The sequence below is a fragment of the Agrobacterium sp. Azo12 genome, from assembly GCF_029193765.2.
Taxonomy (GTDB): Bacteria; Pseudomonadota; Alphaproteobacteria; order Rhizobiales; family Rhizobiaceae; genus Agrobacterium.
Window position 1 is genome coordinate 3,410,584 of sequence record NZ_JARFYO020000001.1, and the last position, 24,293, is coordinate 3,434,876.

19 protein-coding genes are annotated in these 24,293 nt (G+C 53.3%); 9 read left to right on the forward strand and 10 right to left on the reverse strand.

Annotated features, from left to right (window positions below):
* Positions 1-45: 45 nt before the first annotated feature.
* Together PYL13_RS16205 and speB are read right to left on the reverse strand one after the other, a co-directional pair.
* Positions 46-1,134 (reverse strand): ABC transporter substrate-binding protein, encoded by a 1,089-nt coding sequence (locus tag PYL13_RS16205; protein WP_275641989.1) that lies wholly within the window; start codon positions 1,132-1,134, stop codon positions 46-48.
* A gap of 77 nt (positions 1,135-1,211) precedes the next feature.
* Entirely contained in the window at positions 1,212-2,264 is a 1,053-nt protein-coding gene (speB, locus tag PYL13_RS16210) for an agmatinase (RefSeq protein ID WP_275641990.1), read from the reverse strand.
* A gap of 171 nt (positions 2,265-2,435) precedes the next feature.
* On the opposite strand from speB, the gene PYL13_RS16215 reads away from it, so the two are divergent.
* A complete protein-coding gene (locus PYL13_RS16215; protein ID WP_275641991.1) occupies positions 2,436-3,398 on the forward strand; it encodes a LysR substrate-binding domain-containing protein in 963 nt (320 codons plus the stop codon).
* 61 nt (positions 3,399-3,459) lie between these two features.
* On the opposite strand, the gene PYL13_RS16220 is transcribed toward PYL13_RS16215, so the two are convergent.
* Entirely contained in the window at positions 3,460-4,794 is a 1,335-nt protein-coding gene (locus PYL13_RS16220; protein ID WP_275641992.1) for an aspartate aminotransferase family protein, read from the reverse strand.
* 141 nt (positions 4,795-4,935) lie between these two features.
* Between PYL13_RS16220 and PYL13_RS16225 the strand changes: the two genes are divergently transcribed.
* Positions 4,936-5,484: a cupin domain-containing protein gene (locus tag PYL13_RS16225; protein WP_192487956.1), complete on the forward strand. Its 549-nt coding sequence runs from the start codon at positions 4,936-4,938 to the stop codon at positions 5,482-5,484.
* Between the two features lie 12 nt (positions 5,485-5,496).
* Here PYL13_RS16225 and PYL13_RS16230 read toward each other — a convergent pair whose 3' ends face one another.
* The 4 genes from PYL13_RS16230 to PYL13_RS16245 all read right to left on the reverse strand — a co-directional run bounded on the left by PYL13_RS16230 (position 5,497) and on the right by PYL13_RS16245 (position 11,760).
* Entirely contained in the window at positions 5,497-6,393 is an 897-nt protein-coding gene (locus tag PYL13_RS16230) for an amino acid ABC transporter substrate-binding protein (RefSeq protein ID WP_275641993.1), read from the reverse strand.
* 54 nt (positions 6,394-6,447) lie between these two features.
* Positions 6,448-7,317, reverse strand: coding sequence for an amino acid ABC transporter substrate-binding protein (locus tag PYL13_RS16235; RefSeq protein ID WP_275642055.1), 870 nt, complete (start codon positions 7,315-7,317; stop codon positions 6,448-6,450).
* A gap of 77 nt (positions 7,318-7,394) precedes the next feature.
* On the reverse strand, positions 7,395-9,593 hold the full coding sequence (locus tag PYL13_RS16240) for a putative bifunctional diguanylate cyclase/phosphodiesterase (protein ID WP_368077687.1): 2,199 nt from the start codon (positions 9,591-9,593) through the stop codon (positions 7,395-7,397).
* Between the two features lie 355 nt (positions 9,594-9,948).
* Entirely contained in the window at positions 9,949-11,760 is a 1,812-nt protein-coding gene (locus tag PYL13_RS16245; protein WP_192487952.1) for an IlvD/Edd family dehydratase, read from the reverse strand.
* 388 nt (positions 11,761-12,148) lie between these two features.
* Between PYL13_RS16245 and PYL13_RS16250 the strand changes: the two genes are divergently transcribed.
* A complete protein-coding gene (locus PYL13_RS16250) occupies positions 12,149-12,880 on the forward strand; it encodes a FadR/GntR family transcriptional regulator (RefSeq protein WP_250982333.1) in 732 nt (243 codons plus the stop codon).
* A gap of 22 nt (positions 12,881-12,902) precedes the next feature.
* Here the strand turns inward: PYL13_RS16250 and PYL13_RS16255 are convergent, their stop codons facing one another.
* A complete protein-coding gene (locus tag PYL13_RS16255; RefSeq protein ID WP_275641995.1) occupies positions 12,903-13,685 on the reverse strand; it encodes a metallophosphoesterase in 783 nt (260 codons plus the stop codon).
* A 46-nt stretch (positions 13,686-13,731) separates the two neighbouring features.
* Positions 13,732-14,289, reverse strand: a complete 558-nt coding sequence (locus tag PYL13_RS16260; protein WP_250982335.1) for a hypothetical protein — start codon at positions 14,287-14,289, stop codon at positions 13,732-13,734.
* 206 nt (positions 14,290-14,495) lie between these two features.
* Between PYL13_RS16260 and PYL13_RS16265 the strand changes: the two genes are divergently transcribed.
* A complete protein-coding gene (locus PYL13_RS16265) occupies positions 14,496-15,878 on the forward strand; it encodes an O-antigen ligase family protein (RefSeq protein ID WP_275641996.1) in 1,383 nt (460 codons plus the stop codon).
* Here PYL13_RS16265 and PYL13_RS26955 read toward each other — a convergent pair.
* The gene (locus PYL13_RS26955) at positions 15,873-16,088 is read right to left on the reverse strand and encodes a KTSC domain-containing protein (RefSeq protein ID WP_352230542.1); all 216 of its coding nucleotides are present in this window, start codon (positions 16,086-16,088) and stop codon (positions 15,873-15,875) included. The genes PYL13_RS16265 and PYL13_RS26955 overlap by 6 nt on opposite strands.
* 773 nt (positions 16,089-16,861) lie before the next feature.
* Between PYL13_RS26955 and PYL13_RS16270 the strand changes: the two genes are divergently transcribed.
* From PYL13_RS16270 to PYL13_RS16290, 5 genes are all read left to right on the forward strand, one after another.
* A complete protein-coding gene (locus PYL13_RS16270; protein WP_192487946.1) occupies positions 16,862-17,851 on the forward strand; it encodes a fibrinogen-binding protein in 990 nt (329 codons plus the stop codon).
* Between the two features lie 178 nt (positions 17,852-18,029).
* Entirely contained in the window at positions 18,030-20,051 is a 2,022-nt protein-coding gene (locus tag PYL13_RS16275) for a hypothetical protein (protein ID WP_275642056.1), read from the forward strand.
* A gap of 23 nt (positions 20,052-20,074) precedes the next feature.
* Entirely contained in the window at positions 20,075-22,315 is a 2,241-nt protein-coding gene (locus tag PYL13_RS16280) for a type I secretion system permease/ATPase (protein WP_275641997.1), read from the forward strand.
* Positions 22,312-23,673: an HlyD family type I secretion periplasmic adaptor subunit gene (locus tag PYL13_RS16285; protein WP_192487944.1), complete on the forward strand. Its 1,362-nt coding sequence runs from the start codon at positions 22,312-22,314 to the stop codon at positions 23,671-23,673. The genes PYL13_RS16280 and PYL13_RS16285 overlap by 4 nt, the downstream gene beginning before the upstream one ends.
* Before the next feature lie 55 nt (positions 23,674-23,728).
* Positions 23,729-24,220, forward strand: coding sequence for a hypothetical protein (locus PYL13_RS16290; protein WP_250982338.1), 492 nt, complete (start codon positions 23,729-23,731; stop codon positions 24,218-24,220).
* The last annotated feature ends 73 nt before the right edge of the window (positions 24,221-24,293 follow it).

The window sequence follows — 24,293 nt, forward strand, 5'->3', positions numbered from 1 at the left end:
TCCGGGTTTTCCCCCGGACCGGATGTTGTTTTGTAAATGAGTGCCTTAACCGGCAATCATCTCAGTCCACTTCTGGTTCAACCAGTCAGACTTGGTCTGGTAGAGATCGTAACGTGGAATAACCGGATCGATATCCGTCGACACTGCCGCGAACTCTTCCGCTGTCAGGTCGGTCAGTTCACGCTTTACGGTTGGCGCTGTGCCAACCTTGCGCGAAAGCACGGCCTGCGTTGCCGGTTGGCTCATATATTCGATGAAGGCATGCGCTTCTTCGGTTTTCTTGGATGCACGCGACAGAACCCACGAACCGGCGTCCTGAATGCCGCCTTCCTTCGGGAAGGTCGAGCGAACCGGCTGACCCTGCGAAGCAGCAAGACCGGTTACGTCGTGGTAATACTGACCCATCGGGATTTCGCCCGACTTCAACGCCTGTTCGAACTGTGCCTCATCACGGTACCAGAGGCTGACATTGGACTTCACTTCCGCCAGCTTTTCAAACGCCTTGAGAAGACCCTCTTCGGTGTCGAGCGCATTGGTGCCGCCAAGGTATGTCTTGGCTGTCACTTCCAGAAGGAAGGAGTTGGACACGAGTGCCAGAAGGCCGATCTTGTCGGCATTTGCCGGATCCCACAGGGCTTCCCAGGAGGTTGGTGCTTCCTTGTAGACATCCGTGTTGGTCACCAGCGTGATGTACCAGGACACCGCACCGATACCGGACACGCGACCGTCAGGATATTTGTTGATGAAACGATCGATGAGACCAGACGAGCTTGGGATCTTGGCAAGATCAAGCGGTGCCCACAGATCTGTCGCCTGGCCCTTCAGAACCGCCACCTGCGACATCATGGAAACGTCGGCCGGAGCCTGACCTGCCTTGGCGGCCTGCTCAAGCTGTACCAGCCATGCTTCACCTGTCGGCTCAGCCACGGATTCAACAGCAATGCCGGTGGCCTTGGTGAATTCAGGGAAAATGTTCTTGTCGAACGAATCCTTGAAGTAACCACCGTAAACGCCGACCTTCAGCGACTTGTCCTGCGCGCGCAGGATGGAAGGCATGGCCAGCATGGATGCGCCAGCAAGACCGGCTCCCAGAACCGTGCGGCGACTGACCGGCAATGTAATTTTTTCAGACATCGACTTCTCCTTTATTGTTCGGCCTGTTTTCTTTTATCAGACCGTCCCCAGTTTTTGTTACGGATAATAAGTCATCATCAGCTTTTGACGGAAGGACTAAACACCATCAGGCTCAAGATTTCGAACAACATTTGCGCACCAGCCTGTGCGGTATTGGTTGTGGCATCATATTGTGGTGCCACTTCAACCACATCACCACCCACGATATTCATACCCTTCAGACCGCGAACCAACTCAAGAACTTCGCGCGTCGTCAGTCCGCCGATTTCCGGTGTGCCAGTACCGGGCGCAAAAGATGGATCAAGACTGTCGATGTCGAAAGACAGATAGGTCGGGCCGTCACCGATAATCGCCTTGGCCCTTTCAATGATTGCGGGGATACCGAGGCCGGTTACTTCCTCGGCGTGGATGACGGTCATGCCGGATTCGTAGGAGAACTCCCACAGATATTCGGACGAGCCGCGAATACCGATCTGGATCGTGCGGGTGGGGTCAAGAACACCGTCGAGAACCGCGTTACGGAAAGGGCCACCATGGTGGAACTTGGTCAGGTCATAGGCACCACCAGTATCGCAATGCGCATCGATATGAATCATGCCGACCGGACCGTTTTTCCCAACCGCCTTGAGGATCGGATGGGTGATGGAATGATCGCCACCCACTGACAGCGGCAGGACACCGGCATCGACAATCTGGTTCAGACGCTTTTCGATATCGTCATGGCTCATTTCCAGACGGTAACGGCTGCGGAATGCAACGTCGCCAATGTCAGCGACACGTAGATCATGCACCGGCGCGCAATTGAGAACGTGATTGTAGGGACCAATACGTTCGATGGCGCGCAACGCACGCGGCCCGAAACGAGAGCCGGTGCGGTTGGTCACACCAAGGTCCATCGGCACGCCAAGCAGGGCAACCTGAAGATTGCCGAAATCCGGCTCGTCATTGTCGACAGGCATATGCGGCGCAGCCAGCAGCGTCGGCATTCCAGCATAGGGCGCAACACGTGTGCCGCTCTTGGAAAAGATCTTGCTCGCCACCTTGCTGAACTTGGGATCGAACAGTTCACCGCCATGGCTCTCGCCATACTTCGCCTTCAGTGCTTGCAGCTTTTTGTCGTCGAATGTCATTTTGTGGTTCCCATTCACATTGACCAGCAACGCATCCAGGTGCGCCGCACATTTTTTGGACGGTAAAAATACTGCCCATGTTTTCGTCATTTCAACGCAAGGCAATTGAAAAAGCAATTCACATTGTTGTAGCAATTAATGTGAATTTTTCTCACACAAGGACAACGCTCAATGTCCAGTCGTCTGCCCCCGCTCAACCCTCTCAGGGCCTTCGAAGCCACTGCCAGACGTGGCTCCGTGTCGGCCGCTGCGCGGGAGTTGAACGTGACGCATGGCGCCATCAGCCACCAGATCAAGTCGCTCGAGGAATCCCTTAACACAGTGCTGTTTGAACGGGGCGGCAGACGGTTGAAACTGACTTCACAGGGTGCACTCCTGTTACCTGTCGTCACACAGGCATTCGGCAGTATTGCCGCAGCTACGGCCCTGATGGCACGCCCTGCAACCGGCGGAAAACTGACGATCGGCAGCGTGGCTGGTCTTCTGTCCCTTTGGCTGATCCCACGGCTAAACAGGTTCTCGGAACAGTTTCCGGATATCAGTCTGACGCTAATGACCGGCAATGATCCGGCCATGCTCAACTCGTCCGATATTGATCTGTGCATTCTCTATGGAAACGGCCGGTGGCCCGGTATATGGAGCAGCCTGTGGAGCGAAATCCGGCTGTTTCCCGTGGCAAGCCCGACCCTGCTCAACAACAGGCCACTGCGTTCGATACGCGACCTGTCGGATCATGTGCTGCTGCATGGCGATATCGGCCGAGAATGGAACACCTGGCTGACGGCGGCAGACGCAACTGCCGTACCTCGCCCACGCCAGCACTTCATGAGTGACGCCCATCTTTCCACACAGGCCGCCCTTTATGGACAGGGCATTGCCTTGGGCGACACCATCACCGCTGCAAACCTGATTGCCGAGGGTGAGCTTGTCCTGCCATTCGATTTGACTGTGCCGGCTGATGACGCGTTTCACGTCGCCTGTCGTCACGAAATGCGCAACGCACCCATCGTCAGCGTGTTTATCGACTGGCTTTACGCTTCACTGGATGAAGACAAGCTGCCTGAGCCAAAACGATCAGCGCATACATTGCTCCGCTCCCGCTCGGCACGACAAGACACGGACGACAAACAATGATGGTGTTTTGAAACAGCCTACAAAAAAAGGCGCCAGTGACTGGCGCCTTTTTCAGGATTGATCAGGCTGCTCTTTTAATTGCGTCGCCAATAATCGACACAAGCGTATCGATCTGTTCCTTCTCGATAATCAGCGGCGGCGAAAGCGCAATCACATCACCGGTCACGCGGATCAGCAGACCCTTGCTGAAGCAATCAACAAAGACGTCATAGGCTCTGGCTCCCGGCGCACCCTCGCGTGGTGCAAGTTCGATCGCGCCAACCAGACCGAGGTTGCGCACGTCAACGACATTTGCATGTCCATTGAAGGAGTGCAGCGCCTCCTGCCAGTACTCGGCAAGCTCTGCTGCGCGGGTCAACAGGCCATCTTCAGCATAGACTTCAAGCGTTGCAATGCCAGCCGCGCAGGCAACCGGATGCCCGGAATAGGTATAACCGTGGAACAGTTCGATCTGGTTTTCCGGTCCCTGCATCAGTGCATCGTAAACCGCACGCTTTGCAAACACCGCGCCCATCGGGATCGTGCCATTGGTAATGCCCTTGGCCGTTGTAACGAGGTCAGGAACAACGCCAAAATAATCCGTGGCGAACGGTGTTCCAAGGCGACCGAAACCGGTGATCACCTCATCGAAAATCAACAGGATGCCGTATTTGTCAGCCGTGACACGCAGCTTCTCAAGGTAACCCTTTGCTGGCAGCACCACCCCGGCAGAACCGGACATTGGCTCAACTATCACAGCAGCAATGGTTTCGGCGCCATGCAGGCCGACAAGCCGCTCCAGATCATCTGCCAGTTCGACACCATGCTGCGGCAGGCCCTTGCTGAATGCATTGCGCTCCACATCCAGCGTATGGCGCATATGGTCCGCCGGGATCTGCGGGAAAACACGACGGTTGTTGACGAGGCCACCAACCGAAATGCCGCCAAAACCAACGCCGTGATAACCTTTTTCACGACCGATGATGCGGGTGCGCGTTCCCTGCCCAATGGCACGCTGATAGGCAATGGCAATCTTCAGCGCGGTATCGACGGACTCAGAACCGGAACCGGTAAAGAACACGCGGTCCAGCTGAGCAGCTTCACCGCCGGGTGCAATCGCGGCCAGCTTTTCGGCAAAATCAAAGGCAATCGGGTGGCCCATCTGGAAGGTTGGTGCGAAATCCATGGTGCGAAGCTGACGCTCGACGGCTTCGGCAATCCGCTCACGGCCGTGACCGGCATTCACGCACCACAAACCGGCAGTGCCATCCAGAACCTTGTTGCCGTCAACGTCGGTGTAATACATGCCCGATGCACTGGCCAACAGACGAGGCGCTGCCTTGAACTGCCGGTTGGCAGTAAATGGCATCCAGAAGTTTTCAAGCACGGGTGTATTGGGTTTGCTATGCGCGTTCATGATGCTCTCCATGTTTGCCAATTTGTGAAATATTTCCCCTTCTTCAACAAGCCTTTTTCTTCGAGAAGCCAACCTATTGAAAAAACTGATGCCGAAGAGCTAATGTTTCGATATTTCGAACAACGACAACAGGGTTGAGGCATGTCAGTCGATATTGGCAACAGGTTGCGACATTTAAGAACGCTTCACAACCTCTCGCAGAGAGAATTGGCGAGACGTGCAGGCGTCACGAATTCCACCATTTCTTTGATTGAATCGAACGCCTCCAACCCGTCAGTTGGCGCATTAAAGCGCATTCTGGATGGAATCCCCATCGGCCTTGCCGAATTCTTCGCGTTTCAGCCGGAAAAACCAAGGCAGTTCTTTTACGCAGCGGAAGAATTGACTGAAATCGGCAAGGGCTCGATTTCTTTTCGCCAGGTGGGCAACAACCTGTTTGGCCGCAGCCTGCAAATTCTGAAAGAATGTTATCAGCCCGGTGCTGACACCGGCAAAGTGCCACTTGTCCATGAAGGGGAAGAAGGCGGCATTGTTTTAAGCGGTCGGCTGGAAGTTATCGTGGAAGATGAACGCCGCATTCTCGGGCCGGGTGATGCCTATTATTTTGAAAGCCGTCGCCCGCACCGCTTTCGCTGCGTGGGAGTGGTTCCCTGCGAAGTGATCAGCGCGTGCACGCCGCCAACATTTTGAAAAGTTTGAGTATTAGCCGCCGAGATTGACAGGATTGTCGAACGCCGCCTTCAGATCGTCAGTCATCGGCGTGTTGAGGTTGACGCCATCAGGTCCGATATCCGTCATGAACCATTTGTTGTAGATGTCGTTGATCTCGCCGCTTTTATAGATCGTCAACAAAGCGTCATTGACAGCATCACGAAAGCCAACGTCGTCCTTACGCAACATTAGCCCATAGGGTTGCGGTTCTGACAACGTGTCCGCAGACAACGCATAGTTCTCCGGATTTTGCGCGTTCGCCACCAGAGACGCCAGCAGAATTCCATCCATCACGAAGGCAGATGCCTTGCCCTGTGTGACCATATCAAACGCATCATTGATGCTGACGCCCTGCACCAGCGCCAGATAGAGGCTCTTTTCACGGTTGATGGTGTTCAGTTGGGCAATATTGGTCGAACCCTTGGTAACGACGACCGTACGTCCGGCCAGATCGTTGATCGAGTTGATTCCGCTGGATTTAAGCGTCACGAAGCGCGTCGATGTAATGAAGTGGCTATAGGAGAACCACACGCTTCTGCGGCGTTCTTCGGTATTGGTGCTCGAAACACATTCCAGATCGATAGAACCGTCATTCAACAGCACCACGCGGTTACTGGCAGTGCGTTCAACAAACTCAATTTTGATGTCAGGCCGGGAAAGTTTTTGCTTCACCAGATCGACAACCCGCCTGCATAGATCAATCGTATAACCGACCGGTTCACCCTTGTGATCGAGATAGGAGAACGGAATGTTTTTCGTCGCATATCCCAGTTTGATAGTGCCTGACTGTGTCATTCTCTCCAGTGTCGGCACCGGTTCATTCGCAAGAACCTGACCGGACGACGCCATCATCAAGCCGGTAAAAAGCAGAGCTTTAAGTCGCAACATGGTGATCCTCTGAAAGCATGAGCTTCATTTCATCATCAAACAACAGCATGTGGATTAATCGTTAAACTCCACTGGCGCTGCGTAGGCTTTTCTTAAAGCTGCAGACATCGGCAGGTTCATATTCATGTTGCTCGGCGGTATCGGCGAAGTGAACCATTTGCTGTAAAGTGCCTTGATTTCATCTCCCGCGAAAATCTCCCTCAGGCTGTCATTAACCAGCGTCTTGAAGGCTGTGTCTCCATGGCGAAGCATCAGACCATAAGGCTCCGGTTCACTCAATGTTTCCTCAGACAGCCTGTATTTCGACGGGTCTGGTGACTGGGCGATCATTGCCGCCAGCAAAATACCATCCATCACAAAAGCTGATGCTCGTCCCGAGGCCACCAGTTCGAAGGACTCTTCGTTATTCTTGGTTGGAATGACCGCGATGTTGAGCTTTTGCTCGCGGTTGATCTGGTTCAGCTGATCAATATTGACCGTGCCGGATGCCGAGGTCACCGAACGCCCTGTCAAATCCTTCATGCTGGAAATGCCGTCTTCGGCCCGTGACACGAACTGCGTTGCGGTCATGAAATTCGAATAGGAAAAGTCCACCGTTTTGCGGCGCTCTGCCGTGTTGGTGGTTGCCGCACACTCAATGTCGATATTGCCTGTTTTGACGAGAATGAACCGAGTGGCCGGTGTCGCCATGACATACTCGACATCCAGCTTGTCCAGCTTCAGATATTGTCGAATATGATCTGTCAGACTTTTGCAGAGATCGATGGAAAAACCGACTACCTCACCGGACGGCAAGCGGTAGGAAAACGGAGGTTCTGCCTCACGGTAACCAATGCGGATTTTTCCCGATTTGGATATGGCCTGTAATGTCACACTTGCCGTTTCCGCGCTGGCCGTCGACCAGGACACAACGCTGCCAAGCATAATAAGAGACAACGCAAATTTACGCATTCCAAGTCTCCTGCTGATTTACCTAAACATCTGAAAAGGTATTGTTTCGCTCAACCGTGAGCCGTTGCTTTCCTCAAAAAATCTTCATTCTCTGTAGACAGGTCATGGCACAGTTGCGACGCAGGCATCGGCCGCGCGAAGTAATAACCCTGCGCTTCCGTGCAACCCGCAACCTTCAGCACTGCAACCTGCCCCGGCCCTTCAACACCTTCAGCCGTTATTTCCATATCCACCTGCCGCGCCAGTGTGGTGATGGCGCTGATAATGGCGTTACTGGTCGCATCATCCGGCAAGCCGGCCACAAATTCGCGGTCGATCTTCAATTTGGTGAAGGGCACATTTCTCAGCGCCCCAAACGAGGCGTAACCCGTTCCAAAGTCATCGAGAACGATACGAACGCCACTTTCCTTGAGTTTGGCCAGGGCCGCAATGCTGGTCGCACCGGTCAGCATTACGGTTTCCGTTACCTCAAGCTCAAGGCGCTCAGGTGACAATCCGGTTTCCTTCAAGGTCTGCTCAACCGTTCCGACGATATTGCTCTGTCGCAACTGGACGGCAGACAGGTTTACAGCCAGCCTGATGTTATCAGGCCAGCTCATCGCATCGGTGCAGGCTTGTTGCAGGATCCATTCGCCGAGCTGAATGATAAAGCCGGTTTCTTCCGCCAGCGGAATGAACTTGTCAGGCGGGATCATCCCCTGTTTGCGGTGACGCCAGCGCACAAGCGCTTCATAAGCGGCAATCCTGCCATCATGCAGATTGATGATCGGCTGGTAATGTAGCTCGAATTCATTGTTCTGCAATGCAAATTTCATGTCCATTTCCAGCGCGTGCTGGTCCTGAACGGCCATGTCCATGCCCTCTTCATAGAACACGGAAATGCCGCGCCCCATTGCCTTTGCACGGTACAAACCAAGATCGGCATTTTGCAGCAACTGGCCCGCAGACACACCATGCGCAGGTGCACAGGCAATGCCGATACTGGTGCCAACCATCACTTCATGGTCATCCAGCATGAAACTGGTGGAGATGGATTCCAGAATGCGCGAAGCCAGCTTCTGGCCCTCGCGCAATGGATTGCGGTTCACCCTCTGCACAATCGCAAACTCGTCACCACCGAGACGTGCCGCGATGTCATCAGGACCAAGTACGGAACGAACACGCGATGCGGTGGACACTAGAAGCGCATCGCCTGACGCATGGCCAAGCGTGTCATTGACCGTCTTGAAGCGGTCGAGATCAAGCAACATGACATTGAACATCTTGCCGGTCTGGGCGGTCTCTTCCAGGCAGGCATTCATGGTTTTCATTAGCAAGGCACGGTTGGGCAAACCAGTCAGCCCGTCATGATGGGCCATATGCTCCATTTGCAGCGCCATATCGCGTACTTGTCGCAACCGGCCTCTTTCGACCACCGCCTCACGCAGGCTTTCAATGGCTGTGGCCATCGCACCGATTTCGTCCTTGCGGTTGCGAAACGGTGTTTCCACATCGGTCTCTTCGTTGGCGATACGCAACGTCGCCTGAATAAGCGCCGGAACGGGTTTGAGAAACCGCTTGGCAACAAAGCTGACGATGATTCCTGTGACGCTAAAAACCCCTAGCAGCACCAACAGGGAGTTCCGCAGCAACCGTTGCTGGACATTATAAAGCTCCGAGTCCGTGCCGATGCTGGTTGCAACCGCACCGATAACCTCGCCACCCTGGTTTTTCAGGATCGGCAGCAGCCCAATATAATGTTTGACGCCGTCGATCTGCGCAAAGCCGGTGGCAAACTCACCTTTGCCACCATAATCCTGAAAAATAGGATCATGGATCGGTGCCAATACGTCTGAACCGGAACCACCATCATAGGCAACGGCAACGCTGACAAATGCAGCCTGCTCGGCATCATAACGGTAAAGCCACGTGGTCTTTTTGGTTTGCGCACTGACCAGCGCCAGCACATCAATGGGACTGAAACCGGTCACCAGGACGGATTCGTCATCGCCGATCGGCTGATCGGTAACAATGCGATCGACCTGCCCGCCATCATCCACACTGACAGCAATGTAGGTGTAGATGCTGCGCAAGGTAGCACTGGCGATTTGGGTATTGATGCGGGCCTGGTTACGCCATTGTTCACTGGCGGCAGTCACAAACATCGACCAGCCGACAAAAGCTCCGGCGCCATAGGCAAAAATTACTCCGCCCAGAAAAACAAGGGTGATCTTACCGACAAGCGAACGCCTCCACGCGTTCACACGCATGAAAAGTGTCGGCTGGCGGACATGAGCGCCTGCCTGTTGTGGCACCCCCGTTTCAATCGAACGGATAATTTTCTGAACCATGTGACAAAGTAATTCCCAGTCATACGAAGGCACTGTGTCCGGTTTGTATTTTTCTCACAGGCCTCACCCCATGGAAAACCATCATCAAGGGGGGGTATTGAGAACCAATTAATGAAATAGAATGATTACGACGCATAAGTAAGAATCTTATCAAAAATGCATAAAAGCCGCCCCTTAAGGACGGCTTTCACGATGATGCAGCAAATATACTGTCGCTCACGTATTCAGAGCGGGGAGTGTTCTCCACAAAAATTTGCGGAGAACAGCTTGTATTTTAGTGGTTGTCACGCGGCAGACCCTTGGTCTGGGCAATGCGCTGATATTTCACCGCAGGCTCGAGCACGGCACCACTTTCCATCTGACCAACAATGGCACGCTGGATTTCCTGCCATGGAGTCTGGTGAGCCGGGTATTCGTAACCGCCATCCTTCTCCAGAGCTTCGTAACGTGCAGCCAATTCTTCACCGGAGATGAGAATGTCAGCCTTGCCGCGACCCACGTCAACGCGAACGCGGTCACCGGTTCTCAGGATCGCAAGGCCGCCGCCAGCAGCGGCTTCCGGCGATGCATTGAGGATCGACGGGCTGCCGGAAGTACCAGACTGACGGCCGTCACCAATGCAAGGCAGCGAATTGACGCCCTGCTTCAGCAGGTAGTCAGGTGCACGCATGTTCACAACTTCAGCTGCGCCCGGATAACCGATTGGACCTGCACCCCGCATGAACAGGATGGTGTTGGCATCGATAGCCAGCGACGGATCGTCGATCCGGTGGTGGTAATCTTCCGGACCATCGAAGACGACAGCACGACCTTCGAAGGCTTCTGGATCGTTCGGGTTGGACAGGTAACGGTTGCGGAACTCTTCCGAGATAACGCTGGTCTTCATGATGGCAGACGAGAACAGGTTGCCACGCAGTACGCGGAAACCGGCACGTTCCTTCAAAGGTTGCTCGTAAGGACGGATAACCTTTTCGTCTTCAATGATCGCACCGCGACAGTTGTCGCCAATGGTCTTGCCATTGACCGTCATGGCGTCTTCCTTGATCAGACCCTGCGTCATGAGCTGGTTGACCACGGCTGGAACGCCACCGGCATGGTAATAATCTTCGCCGAGATATTCACCGGCTGGCTGCAGGTTCACCAGTAGCGGAACGTCCTCACCGTAGGTCTGCCAGTCATCAACCGTCAGTTCAACGCCAACGTGACGTGCAAGACCGTTGAGGTGGATCGGTGCGTTGGTAGAACCACCGATTGCCGAATTGACGCGGATTGCGTTGATGAAAGCATCCTTGGTCATGATATCGGAAGGCTTCAGGTCTTCCTTGACCATTTCAACAATACGCAGACCGGTGAGATAGGAAACTTCCTGACGGTCACGGTAAGGAGCCGGAATAGCGGCAGAACCTGGCAGCTGCATGCCGAGTGCTTCAGCCAGCGAGTTCATGGTCGTGGCCGTACCCATGGTGTTGCAGTAACCGGTTGAAGGTGCAGAGGAAGCAACCAGCTTCACAAAGCCCTGATAGTCGATTTCGCCCTTGGCGAGAAGCTCGCGTGCCTTCCAGACGATGGTACCAGAACCGGTACGCTCACCGCGGAACCAGCCGTTCAGCATCGGGCCGACGGACAGTGCAATTGCCGGAATGTTGACGGTGGCCGCCGCCATAAGACAGGCAGGCGTGGTCTTGTCACAACCGATGGTCAGAACAACGCCGTCAAGCGGGTAACCGTACAGCACTTCAACGAGGCCGAGGTAAGCAAGGTTACGGTCGAGACCAGCGGTCGGGCGCTTGCCGGTTTCCTGGATCGGGTGAACCGGAAATTCGATGGCGATACCGCCAGCTTCACGGATACCTTCGCGCAGGCGATTGGCCAGCTCAAGGTGGTGACGGTTGCAAGGCGAAAGATCAGAACCGGTCTGGGCAATACCAATAATCGGACGGTCTGACTGCAATTCCGCCTGGCTCAAGCCGAAATTCATGTAACGCTCGAGATAAAGCGCCGTCATATCCGCGTTGGCCGGGTTATCGAACCAAGCGCGAGAACGCAGTTTTCCGGAAGTGGACGGAAGATTATCGGAATTTCCCATGGTGATTGCCTCAAAACAAAAATAAGACGACAGCCGCGTCAATGCTCTGTCTGGGAAGGTATCCGCACGCAGCTATGCCACTACGGTCCACGCTTCCGTTATTTGTATTACTATTTATCGAGGGGAACGCTTGTCAAGAGTCGTTGGCACCAAACACGGCACTCTCGTATAAAAGAGCTAAACAGCATTATTTTTAATACGCTAATTTACCGCGAAGACACATATGTTTTTTATTGCAAAGCAAACATGAGTACAATAATCATACTATATGCTGAATCTTCATCGCCCTGTTGTGTTAGGAGACGACCAAGCTATTTCTCGCAAATGGCTGAATTTTGACGTACAGTTTTAACGAAATGCAGAAATGGGCCAACGCCAAGGAGATTTCGTGGGGCTGCTTGAAACGACGATCACAGGACGTAAAAGACGCAGTAGCCACGCACATGTTGTTGCGGAACTAGGCAGCGGAATAGTCTCGGGCAGTATTGCCGAGGGATCGATCCTGCCGGGAGATGCCGATCTGTCGCTGAGGTTTGGTGTTTCGCGCACAGTTCTCCGGGAAGCAATGAAGACATTGGCCGCAAAACGGCTGGTCGAACCCAAGGCGAAAGTTGGCACCCGCGTTCTGGGCAGTGAAAGCTGGAACTTTTTTGACGCTGATGTTCTTGGCTGGCGCTGCGACGCTGGGCTAGACCAGGAATTTGTAGAACATCTGGCAACAATCCGCATGACGCTGGAACCGGCAGCCGCAGCGGCTGCCGCCACTCAGGCATCAAGCGACGATATTGCAGCGCTTTATGCAATTGCTGCCCGGTTTGATGACCTTAGCCACACACCGGAAACCATCGCCAAGGTGGACCTTGATTTCCATCTCGCAATTGCCCGCATGTCCGGCAATCCATTCATGCGTTCGGCAAGCGGTCTGATCGAAGCAGCGTTGGCAATCTCCTTCAAGCTGTCGTCACCAGCCGCTTCGCCAGAAACCATCGAGGAAATCGCAACCAACCATTTGCGTATTGCCCACGCCATTGCCCTGCGTGATCCAGAAAAGGCAACGGTTGCGATGCGCCATGTCATTGAAGCCGGGAAAGACCGTATTGCCGTTCACCTGACAAAATAGACAGCAATTTTGAAAACTGGCTTCAGGACAGAATGAAGCCTTTACCATCCTCAAGTTTGAGAACAGTCAAACGGTTGCTGTTAACAGCACCGGTATCAATTCCGATGCGGTTTGGGCCTGTTTCCGGCCGCTCATAAACCGTATGACCGTGCACCACCAGAAACGGCAGTTCCGGCCCGCGTGACAGAAACGGTTCGCGGATCCACAACAGATCCCGGTCATCCTGCTCCTCCAGTGCCACGCCCGGCCGCAAGCCGGCATGGACAAACACGTAAGACCCGATCCGGACATAACCGACCATATTTTTCAGCAGCTCCACGTGCTGTGAAGGAATGGTGTCAGCCAGCGCCCGCTTCAGATCATCAATGCCCTTTTTGCCACGCGTCAGCATGTAATCGGCATCGATGCCGTAGGACAGCAATGTCTGGCGGCCGCCAAAGTCCAGCCAGTTCATATGGCGTGCCGGGTCATCCAGAAATTGCAGAAACGCATCGTCATGATTGCCACAGACGATATAGCGCTGCAGGCCGTAAGCAGACGGTGCACAGAGATAGTTCATCACATCAGCGGAGTTTTTGCCACGATCGATGTAGTCACCCAAAAGAATGACTAGACCCGCCTGTCCGTTTGCAATCAGATCGCCTGCCACAAGGCTTTCGGCATGCTGCAGCAGATCTATACGACCGTGAACATCCCCGATGGCGTAGATAGGATAATGCGGGATTTGCGGACCAAGATCGATTCTCTGCCTTCTGGGCTCGGTCGCTGCCTGTGGTGCAGCCTTGTTCCCGAACAGTCTTTGCAATGACGGTATCATTCTATCGAAAAACTTTCCTGCACAGCATTCCAATTCATTTTGGGCTGCCAGCCGCGGCCCGCTCCAAAGGCGTTACAGCATTCTTTTCCAACAACATATCAGAAACGCTGCGTCCATTTATACGGCAATCGACGAGCCATGTCCTGAGTGCGATGGAAGTTCTACGACATTCCACAAACTTTCTGGCCAGAATATTCCGCAAAACAACCGATGCCTTTGCGCCACATGCATTTCTTTGGCCGCTCTTATCAATGCAAATCTTGCGTGAGGGTATTCCGACGACATTTTCCAGAAGGAAAATACCTTCGTCCGTCGAGAAGGACGCACTGTCGTGGATTTTCATGTTGAATTGTGCACGGAACTTGTAGGGAAATTCATCGATCAGGGGAATATCCGGCTCGCGGCGCTGTACTTTTATAGGTTCCGTCGTCCAAACGGCCCGCTGATCCGGTGAATACAGCCCCTTTTCAAGCAAATGTGATGATGCATCACTTTCTGGTGGCGCGATAATTTGTGCAACCACCATCATAGCCAGCATGAAAAAACCAACAGCGCAAAACAGACGGAAAACAAGTCTTGTGACTTCTTGCATTAATCATACCGAAAATTATTGTTTCATAGAACTGTTCAATAGTTTATGGGCGTCAATTCTATAACACCCACGTTATGACCTTAAAAAATTTCAGAAAATGCATTTGCCATGCATGAGGTGCTGTCTTGAGTACGCTTTCCCTGCCAGTGAGCCTCGTCATAAGTAAAGCACGGAGCATTTGTTCAGTAATTTACTGGTTGATTATCTTGCTGTCGGTCGTTGATTACGGTGGCTCGGGTACAAAAACTGTTCCAATCCTCTGTCTTGGCATTTTTGCACTGCTGCCGATGATGCTGGCAACAACAGGTCTGCCGAAATATTCCCGTTCATTTATAATCGGAACGGCCGTTGTTTTGATAGCTATTTTGGGTTTTATCACGTTCCAGACCAGCCCGCTGCCCGGCCATATGCTGGCGCACCCCGCCTGGCAGGAAGTGGTCAAACTTAACCCTGATACCGTGCCAGTGATATCCTTGACCCCGGCGGACGACATGGGCGGTTTTCTGAAAATCGCGCTGTGTGCAGGCATCTTCATGCTTGGCCTGATGCTGTATGATACGGATGAGCGCGCACTGTCCGCACTCAAGATCATCGGCATCGGTGGCGGGATCATTGCCATATGGTCCATCCTGCAGTTTCTGCTTCTGCCCGGCACTCTCGGCTTTGGGCAGAAGAAATTTTATCTCGACAGCCTCACCAGCTTCTTCATTAACAGAAACACCGCAGGAACGTTCCTCGGCCTGTTGCTGCTAGCATTGTTTACGCTGGCATGGCGCACACTTGAGCCCTTGGAAATTCGCCATATCTGGGGACGCATCACCTATGGCACAGGCCTGACCGACAACCAGAAAAAACAACTTCTGCATACCGGCTTTTATACTCTGTTGCTGTTTGCAACCTTCGTTGCGTTGATGCTGACCCGCTCGCGTGGCGCAACCGCTGCAACATTCATTTCCCTGATGATGCTTGCCGTTATGCTGGTGTTTGGTTCGAAAAAATCATCCGCCACGAGTTTCGCCCGACCAACGTTATGGACGCGCATCCGCCCCTTTGCCCTGACGGGCGCTGCAATGTTTATGGTGATGATCATGTTCTCGGCCTTTGCCGGACGTGCATCTCTGCGCATCGAAGCCGCTGGCGGTGAAGACGGCCGTTTCTGCGTCATGCCGTTTGTCAAATCCGCGGTTGCAGATCATTTGCCTTGGGGCAGCGGCCTGTCCAGCTTCCAATCCGTCTATGCCGGATATCATGAAGCCGCCTGCGGCATATCCCGTGTATGGACCCGTGCCCATAATGTTTACATGGAAGGCCTGCTGACGTTCGGCATCGTGTTTGCCATTCTGGTTGCGATTTTTGTCGTCACCTTCGCAACCATCTTCATACGAGGCATTTTCAAGAGAAAGAACTACGGTTTCGCACCCAAGCTCGGCCTTGCGGCTATTGTTCTGGTCGCCATTCACTCGGCAATCGATTTTTCCGTGCAGATACCGGGCATGGCAACAAGTTTTACAGCGCTACTCGCGCCGCTCGTCACCATAAGCCTGCGCCCCTCCGCCGGGAGACGGAAAAGACAGAGCCGTTCCTCATAACAATTTGCGGAGCGGGCTGATGTGGCGGGTGTAATACCAGCCGGGAGATTGTGCCGTAATAAGGTTCTCATACATGGCACGAGGAACAGCGATTGTCCTTTGGCGACCATCGTGAAATGTCACGGACAGCATGCGTTTATCCTCGTCATATGACGCAGATGCAATAAGTTTCGATTTCAAAGTCGAACTGTCCGTTATGTGCTCAGCCATTGCCTGTTTCCATTCGCGACGGTGTAACTTTTCGTTAATCTTGTGCGGCGCACAACAGAATGTCAACTCACCAAATCTCTTCGGTCAATTGTGCGGTATACAGCCAGAATGGCCTTGCTCGAATTGTTACGTGATAAGTTTAAGCCATCAATTTGACGGACGTTTAAAATAAGCCTGAACCTTATTTACAAAATAAAAATATCCATACGTGTTGTCTGTGTTGGTATAACTATCAATGCGGCCAAAGTACGAAGGGTAGTAATCATTTCGCGCCCGAAAAGTTCCGCACATCCATTCGCAGAACAAGTCAAAAACTAAAAAATCTTTTTATTGCAAATAGATAAGTCGGAAAATATTGCTCCCGCAATAGCCCGCGGCGACGTAATCCGAATTGGTATCTATCAAAACATTCCCTTATCAGACACAGTTTGACCGTTGCCACAGGGCAGCACGGAAGCGTCGCAGAAATGCATTTGTGTTTGGCACGTAAGCAGCCCTTCCTTCTTAAACGACAATCATATGAACGCATGACTTGCAGCCGGCAACAGCTGCCAGAACGGATTTGTACGCCTTTGTATTTTGTAACGTGCAATCCCAAAAACCCGGCGCAACCGGATAATAAGGCCTGATCAACAGGTCGGGATGAACCGCAGATGAATTGTATTGATCACATCTGCCCAACTGTAACCGCTACGGAGCATGCACAGACGAAAAATCCCGTTTAGATGAAAGGGATGTCGAAAGCTGCTCCAATTTCTTTTGGAGGAAATGAAATGGGTGCTTACGATCACAAATCGCCAAGCGGCAGCGACGACGACATCACGAAAATCGGCGCGCTTTCAGACGGCTTTGCCAACACAGCGACCAATGACACCAGCGTAGAAGACAGCAATGTCGGCGCAGCCAATGGTAACAACCGCAACAACGACAATAGCGACAACAGCACCAACACGGACATTGATGCGAAAGTCGACGTTGCCGTTGGTAATGGCGACAACCGCGACAATGAATACGACTGGAGCTATGACAGCAAAACTGTAAGCCTGTCGGACAATGACACCAACACCAAGACGACGACCATCACCGACACAGACACCAAAGTTGACTATGACTGGAGCTATGACAGCAAAACAGTCAGCATGTCGGACAACGACACCAACATCAAGACAACCACCGTTACCGATACCGACACGGACATCAAGAACATATCAGATGACGACACAACCAACACGTCAGGAAGCTTCAATTCTTCCGAAAGCTTCTACAAGTCGGACACCGACTTTGCCGTTCTTGATGATGTGAAGGACTTTGGCAATCTGGGTATTGCCGGTGGCGACCTCACATTCAACCTCGGTGACGACTTCTCGTTCACACTGGATGTCGACAATGTACTGAACAGCTCCCTCAACGGTGGCAGCCATAACACAGGCTTCAGCCTTGTGCAGGCCAACCACCTTGCTGATCAAGACGTCGCTTATGACGTCAAGATGAACAACGGCGGCGCTGAAAACCACCTCAAGGCCGATGCAGGCACAGCCTACGGTGCTGAAGGTGTGGATATGGACGGCAAGGGTTGGGACCTCAAGGCAGGCGACGACGTCGCAGGCACGAGCACAGCCGATGCATCTGCGATCCTGGCAAATTCCGGCTTCCACATGGAACTGGTACAGGGTGCCAACATGCTCAGCAATGCCGTTGATGTCAGCATCATCGGTGGCAACTCTCACATCACCGATGTGGGCGAAGATACCTCAAGTCACTGATGCTCCCTCGACAATGAAAAGGCTGCACCGGCACCCGCCGGTGCAGTTTGGCGGTTGTGAAAACCGGCAAAGGGCATCCGGTGGCAGCAGAAATCGCACGCTCCCAGTCTCCCCTGAAGTGACCAGCCTGCGATTTCTGTTCGTGATGCCGCTCTAAAAGGAGGGGTTCACCATGTATGTGTATGACGACAAAATTTCGGAAATGATCGCGCACTTCATCGGGCTGTTCGAGACCGAAACAGAAGAAGCACGCATGCGCCAGAAATTTCTCGACGGCAGAAGCACCCCGGACAAAGATCCTGCCCTGCAGACAGAGGAAACACAGGATCGGGATTTCGATTCCCGGCTTGCCTTGCAGGACTATGCACCCGGCGTCAATTACCACGCTCCCTATTATGACTGGAATTACCTCGGCTACAGACCAGCCGGAGATTTCAACGACGCTCTCGACCGACTGCACGCCGGTCATGCTCTCGGGTTGAGCGCACCGCGCATCCACCATCCGGGGGTCGGGCCGTTTTCGCAAGAGCAGGAACTCGTAATCCACGGCGGCCCTGGCTCCACCATCGCGCACACCGCGCAGGTCAATCTGCTTCAGGACGATGACTATCTGAACATGACTGACGGTGTGAACATTCCACGCGACACGACCTTTGTCACGGCACGCATGATGGAGTTTTACGACAAGGCCGAGGGTTATATTCCATTCTCGGGCTTCACCCGCACGGATGAATACGCAAAACTCCAAGACATTGCCAAGGATGTCCATGACTACGTCGACAATGCCCGCGAAAATGACATTACCTCCCTAAATACCGGTGCAGAAGTCGATTTCGTTTTGGCTGCCCATCAAATTAATGGTGTCTACATCAATGGCGCGCTGTCCGCAGAGGCACCCGATGTCAATGATTTCATGCCCGAGCGCGGAATCGCCAAACCTGCTGAAGAACCAGAAAAAAGTGAAGTTTCACTGGAAAGCGACGCAGCACATCCCAATAGTGTGGATGTTGCCGCGGGCGCCAATATCGTCGCCAATATTACAACTCTAACCAATACCGGCGTCATGGCTCCAGTCATGGCTGTGATGGGCGATTACCATCAGATCGATGCGATAACCCAAGCCTTTGTTTATAGCGACCGCGACGAAATAGACAGCGCGCTCACAACTTCAGAAAACCATTCTGCAACTGCGGCATACAATATCGCGACATTCGAAAGAGGCGCGTACGAATACTCGACGAACCCTTCTGCCGTTGATGAGCATGGAGACTTGGCATTCCCAACCGCCTGGCGCGTCAGCGTTGTTGATGGCGATGTCTGCTTTGTGAACTGGCTGGAACAATATCAGTTCATTTCCGACAACGACACGATGACCATCACGACCACCGGCTCCGAGGTCAGTTTGCTGACAGGCGGTAATGCCGCCATCAACCTGTTTTCGTTCCTAGGCATGAGTACGCAGTTCGATCTCATCATCGTTGGTGGCAATGTGCTTGACATGAGCATCATCAGTCAGATCGCCGTACTCTACGATAATGACTGGGTTAGAGCCGCGGCCGATTTGGGCGGCACCAATGGTGCCGTTGCCCAATCCGGCAACAACCTCATCTGGAACCAGGCATCTATCCACAATATTGGCAGCAACGATCGTTTCGAGGCAATGCCGGACCACATTGGCAAAGCGGTTGACGCCATCAATGAGCGCGATCCAAACCTTCCTGATGGCTTTGCGACCGACCCGACCTTTACGGGCTACGCGGGACTGAATGTCCTCTACATCACGGGCAACCTCTTCGAGGTCAACATCATCAAACAGGTTAGCATTCTAGGAGATTCCGACGATGTGACCCAGGCCATATCCAAGGTTCTTGAGAGCAATCACGATGCGACCGTGACTGTCGACACCGGAAGCAATGCCATCGTCAACATCGCCCAGATTGTTGACTACGACAGTTTCGGTTCCACAACCTACCTGGCAGGTAACCTCTATTCAGATGCGATCCTCATTCAAGGCGGCATCATCGAACATGATACCTCTCAGCCAACGCCCGTTGGAAGCGGCCTCGCAAACGAGGTCATAGCATTTCTCCATGATGACAACCCTGCGGTGGACGATACCGACGGCGTTATTAACGCCGGTCACGACCTGTCCTGGTCGTCGGCACATCCAGTCGACGTCATGCAATCCGTCGTCGCGTAAATAGCATTCCGAAGGAGAAGCAGATGAACCAGTTTTCGCGTAATCTAACTGCCGACGGAAAGGCAAAAACCGAAGACGAGGTAACCGAGGCATGCATTTCGGCCATCAATGATGCCGTTGAAAAATTTCGCACACTGTCCCAACCCGTTGAAGAGGTAAGAAGCAATGAAAAGGTGGAACTTACCGCTCCACCACCGGTCGAACCGACCCGGCCAACAACAACAATTTCCGCTCCAGAAGTGCCAGTCGCACCAACGCCTCAACCCATACCGCAGGAAACTGCACGTATAGCCCCTGAAGAACAGGTTCCTCCGCAACGGACCATCGACCGTGAAACAAGCGAGCCAGAACCACAGTTGAAATCAGCACCAGAGGTTCCAGCCTTCACCAAAACAATCGATAGCAATGTCGGCCCTCTACGTGACAATGAACGCCGCGTGGCGACCGGCGGTGGCGGCAATGGCAAGGACCCGGAATTTCGTGGCGGTGGCGGCGGTGGTGGCGGCGGCGACAATACCGGCTTCCACAAACGCAGCGAACCGGTGAATTTTGCGGTCAGCCTGGCAAAGGGCATTGCGGCAATCCGGCGCAACATGATCATCGTGATGTTGTTCACAATCGCCATCAATGTACTGCTGCTTGCCATTCCTCTTTATCTTTTTCAAATTTCCGACCGCGTTTTGACCAGCCGCTCAATGGATACGCTGATCATGCTGTCCATCGCAGTCCTTGGCGCGGTTCTGTTGCAGGCGTTCCTCGATTCCATTCGCCGCTTTATCCTGATGCGCACGGCGGTTGAACTGGAGGTACGTCTGGGCGCCCCAATTCTTAGCGCCGCCGCGCGCGCATCGATGCATGGTAATGGCAAGGACTACCAGATTTTGCAGGACCTGCAGCAACTGCGGTCCTTTATCACCTCAGGTACGCTGATTGCGTTTCTTGACGCGCCATTGATGCCGTTTTTTGTTGTGGTCGTATATCTGGTGCATCCGCATCTGGGCATCATCATCATGGTCTGTTGTGCGGTGCTGTTCCTGATCGCATGGCTAAATCAGAAGTTCACAGCCCGCCAGTTTGCCGAAGCAAATGTCTATCTCAGCCGCGCCAATTTTCATCTCGACTCCATGTCGCGCAATTCGCAGATCATCAACGCCTTGGCGATGATCCCGGAAGCTGTGAAAATGTGGGGGCGTGAGACAGCCGGTTCGCTGCAGTCACATGTTGCAGCACAGGATCGTAACATCATCTTTTCCGGCATATCCAAAGCCTGCCGAATGATCACACAGATCACCTTGCTCGGCTGGGGCGCCCATCTGTCGCTGTCCGATCAGTTGACAGGCGGCATGGTCATTGCTGCGTCGATCATTTCCGGCCGCGCGCTGGCACCAATTGAAGGTGCTATCGAAGGTTGGCACCAGTTCAACAAGTCGGCCACGGCCTACGGACGCATCAAGGCGCTGCTGTTGAATTCACCGCTTAATTTCCCACGCCTGCGCTTGCCCAATCCTGAGGGGCGACTGGATGTAGAACGCCTGCTGTTTGTGCCACCACCACAGAAGAAGGTTATTCTCAACGGCATTTCCTTTTCTCTGCAAAAGGGTGAATCGCTTGCCATCATCGGCAATTCCGGTTCCGGCAAAACAACCCTTGGCAAGATGCTGGTCGGCTCGATCATGCCAACCTCAGGCAATGTGCGCCTCGACCTCATGGATCTGCGCAATTGGGACCAGCGGCAGTTCGGAGAAAGCATTGGCTATCTGCCACAGGACGTGCAGCTCTTCCCCGGCACCATAAAGGCTAACATCTGCCGCATGCGTGACGATGTCGAGGATCGCCAGATTTTTGAGGCTGCGGTGCTGGCGGATGTGCACGAATTGATCGCCGGTTTCCCGCAAGGATATGAAACCGTCGTGGCGGCCGATGGCGCACCACTCTCCGGCGGCCAGAAACAACGTATTGCCCTTGCCCGCGCTTTCTTCGGAGATCCGAAATTCGTGGTGCTGGATGAGCCGAATTCAAACCTTGATACGCAAGGCGAGGCTGCCCTGGCAAAAGCCATTATACACGCAAAGAAGCAGGGCATCACAACGGTCACGATTACCCAGCGCCCTGCTCTTCTGCAATGCGTCGACAAGATCATGGTCCTGAAAGACGGCACCGTGGCGATGTTCGGCGAGCGGATGGACGTCCTTAAAGCGCTGTCGCGCGGCAACAAAAGCGAACAAAATGGCCCTGCTCCACGCATTGAGGGAGAACGCAAATGACTTTCCGGAAAAAAGGCAAAAAGCAGGATATAAAAGAACAAGGCCAGCTTGAATGGTATAGCGAGGTGCCACGCTCGATACGTTTACACAGCGTTGTTGGTCTGGCCGTGCTTTTCACCGCATTTGGCGGGTTTGGCTACTGGGCGGGAACCGCACCGCTGGCATCTGCCATCATCGCGCAAGGCAGTTTCGTTGCCACCGGCAACAATAAGATCATCCAACACTTGGAAGGCGGCATTATCAAGGATGTCGGCGTCAGTGAAGGTGATGTGGTGCATGAGGGAGATGTACTCCTCACCCTCGACAAGACCGCAGCTCTTTCTAACGAACGCATGCTGAAACTGCGCCAACTGCGACTGGAAACGATCGTCACCAGACTGCGGGCAGAAGCGCAAGGTGAGAAAACTTTCAAAGTGCCGGATATCGTTTTGAAAGAAGCCGCCGACCCGGATATCAACGCGATCATTCAAAGCCAGAATGTTGTGTTTCACAGCAAACAGATCAAGCTTGAAGAACAACTGAACCTTATAGAGAAGAATATCAAATCCCTTGAATTCCGCTACGAGGGCTACAAGGGTCAAAAAGACTCTTTTGATCGTCAGCTATCTTTGCTGACGCAGGAACGGGATTCAAAGGTGCGCCTCGCCAAGGAGGGCGTCATCCGCAAAACCGATATGCTTGCGCTGGAACGGGCCATAGCGGACGCTATGGGCGATATTGCCCGGCTGAGTGGAGAGATGAACCAGAGCGAGGCAGAGATTGCCAAGTTCCGGCAAGAAGCAATCATCGCGATCAACTCCAACAAACAGGCAGCACTGGACGCATTGGAAACGGCCGAATCCGACCTCGACAGTATTCGCCAACAGCTGCACGAAGCGGCCGAAGTGCTTGATCGTACCATTATCCGCTCACCGGTGACCGGCACAGTCATACGTTCCTATTACCACACCGCAGGTGGCGTTATTACCACCGGCAAACCGATCATGGAAATCCTGCCAGCGGGTGTTCCGCTGATCCTTGAGGCACAGGTGCTACGCACCTCCATTGACCAGTTGCATGAAGGTCAGACAGCGGCGATCCGCTTGTCTTCCCTCAATCGCAGAACCACACCCGTGCTGCATGGCAAAGTGTTCTACGTATCTGCCGACAGTATCGAAGAAAGCAGCGGTCTTTCGACCAAGGATGTCTACATTGTGCGTGTCCGCATTCCCGATGAGGAAATTGCCCGCGTCAATGGCTTTCATCCTGTTCCCGGCATGCCGGCGGATGTGTTGATCCAGACATCTGAGCGTACCTTCTTCGAGTATCTGACGAAACCGATTTCGGACAGCATGTCACGCGCCTTCAAGGAACGTTGATGATCGTCAGACGGAAGCATATGATCGTGCTGTCATGCCAGATGGGAGGACCACAATGGCAGCCATGTCAGATGTTCTGTTACGTGTCGGACGTTTAAATTACGTCTGGACCAATACGGAAAGCCTGCTGATCTACATCATCGCTCATCTGCTTCGCGTTGAAAAAGAAGCAGCCATTGTGGTGTTTCTGACACTTAATACAACGCGCGCCCGCATCGATCTCATCGAGCGACTTGCCAAGCTTTCCGCAACGCCTGCGGCCGAGCGGAAGGCCATTCTCGGTATGATGGCACGGTTGAAGTCAGAATCCAAAATGCGCAACAAATACAATCACTGCATTTATTCGTTTGACGAAAACGGCGAGATTTCCAGCACACAACTGATGCGTCTGTTCGACGATGACAAGGAAGTCCGCTACGGCAAGGTTGAGCAGATGGACCAGAAGGAGTTGGACTCCCTTGAAAAATCGATCGGCGCGATAGTCGAACTCAGCAAGACCATCTGGAATTTCATTCACGCCAGCCCTCATGTGTCAGGCGAGTTGTAAAGCCATCTCAAGCCTCCCACTCATATTGACAAGCGAAAAGCAGGCGCTCTTATACGGGGAAAATTCAAAGGAT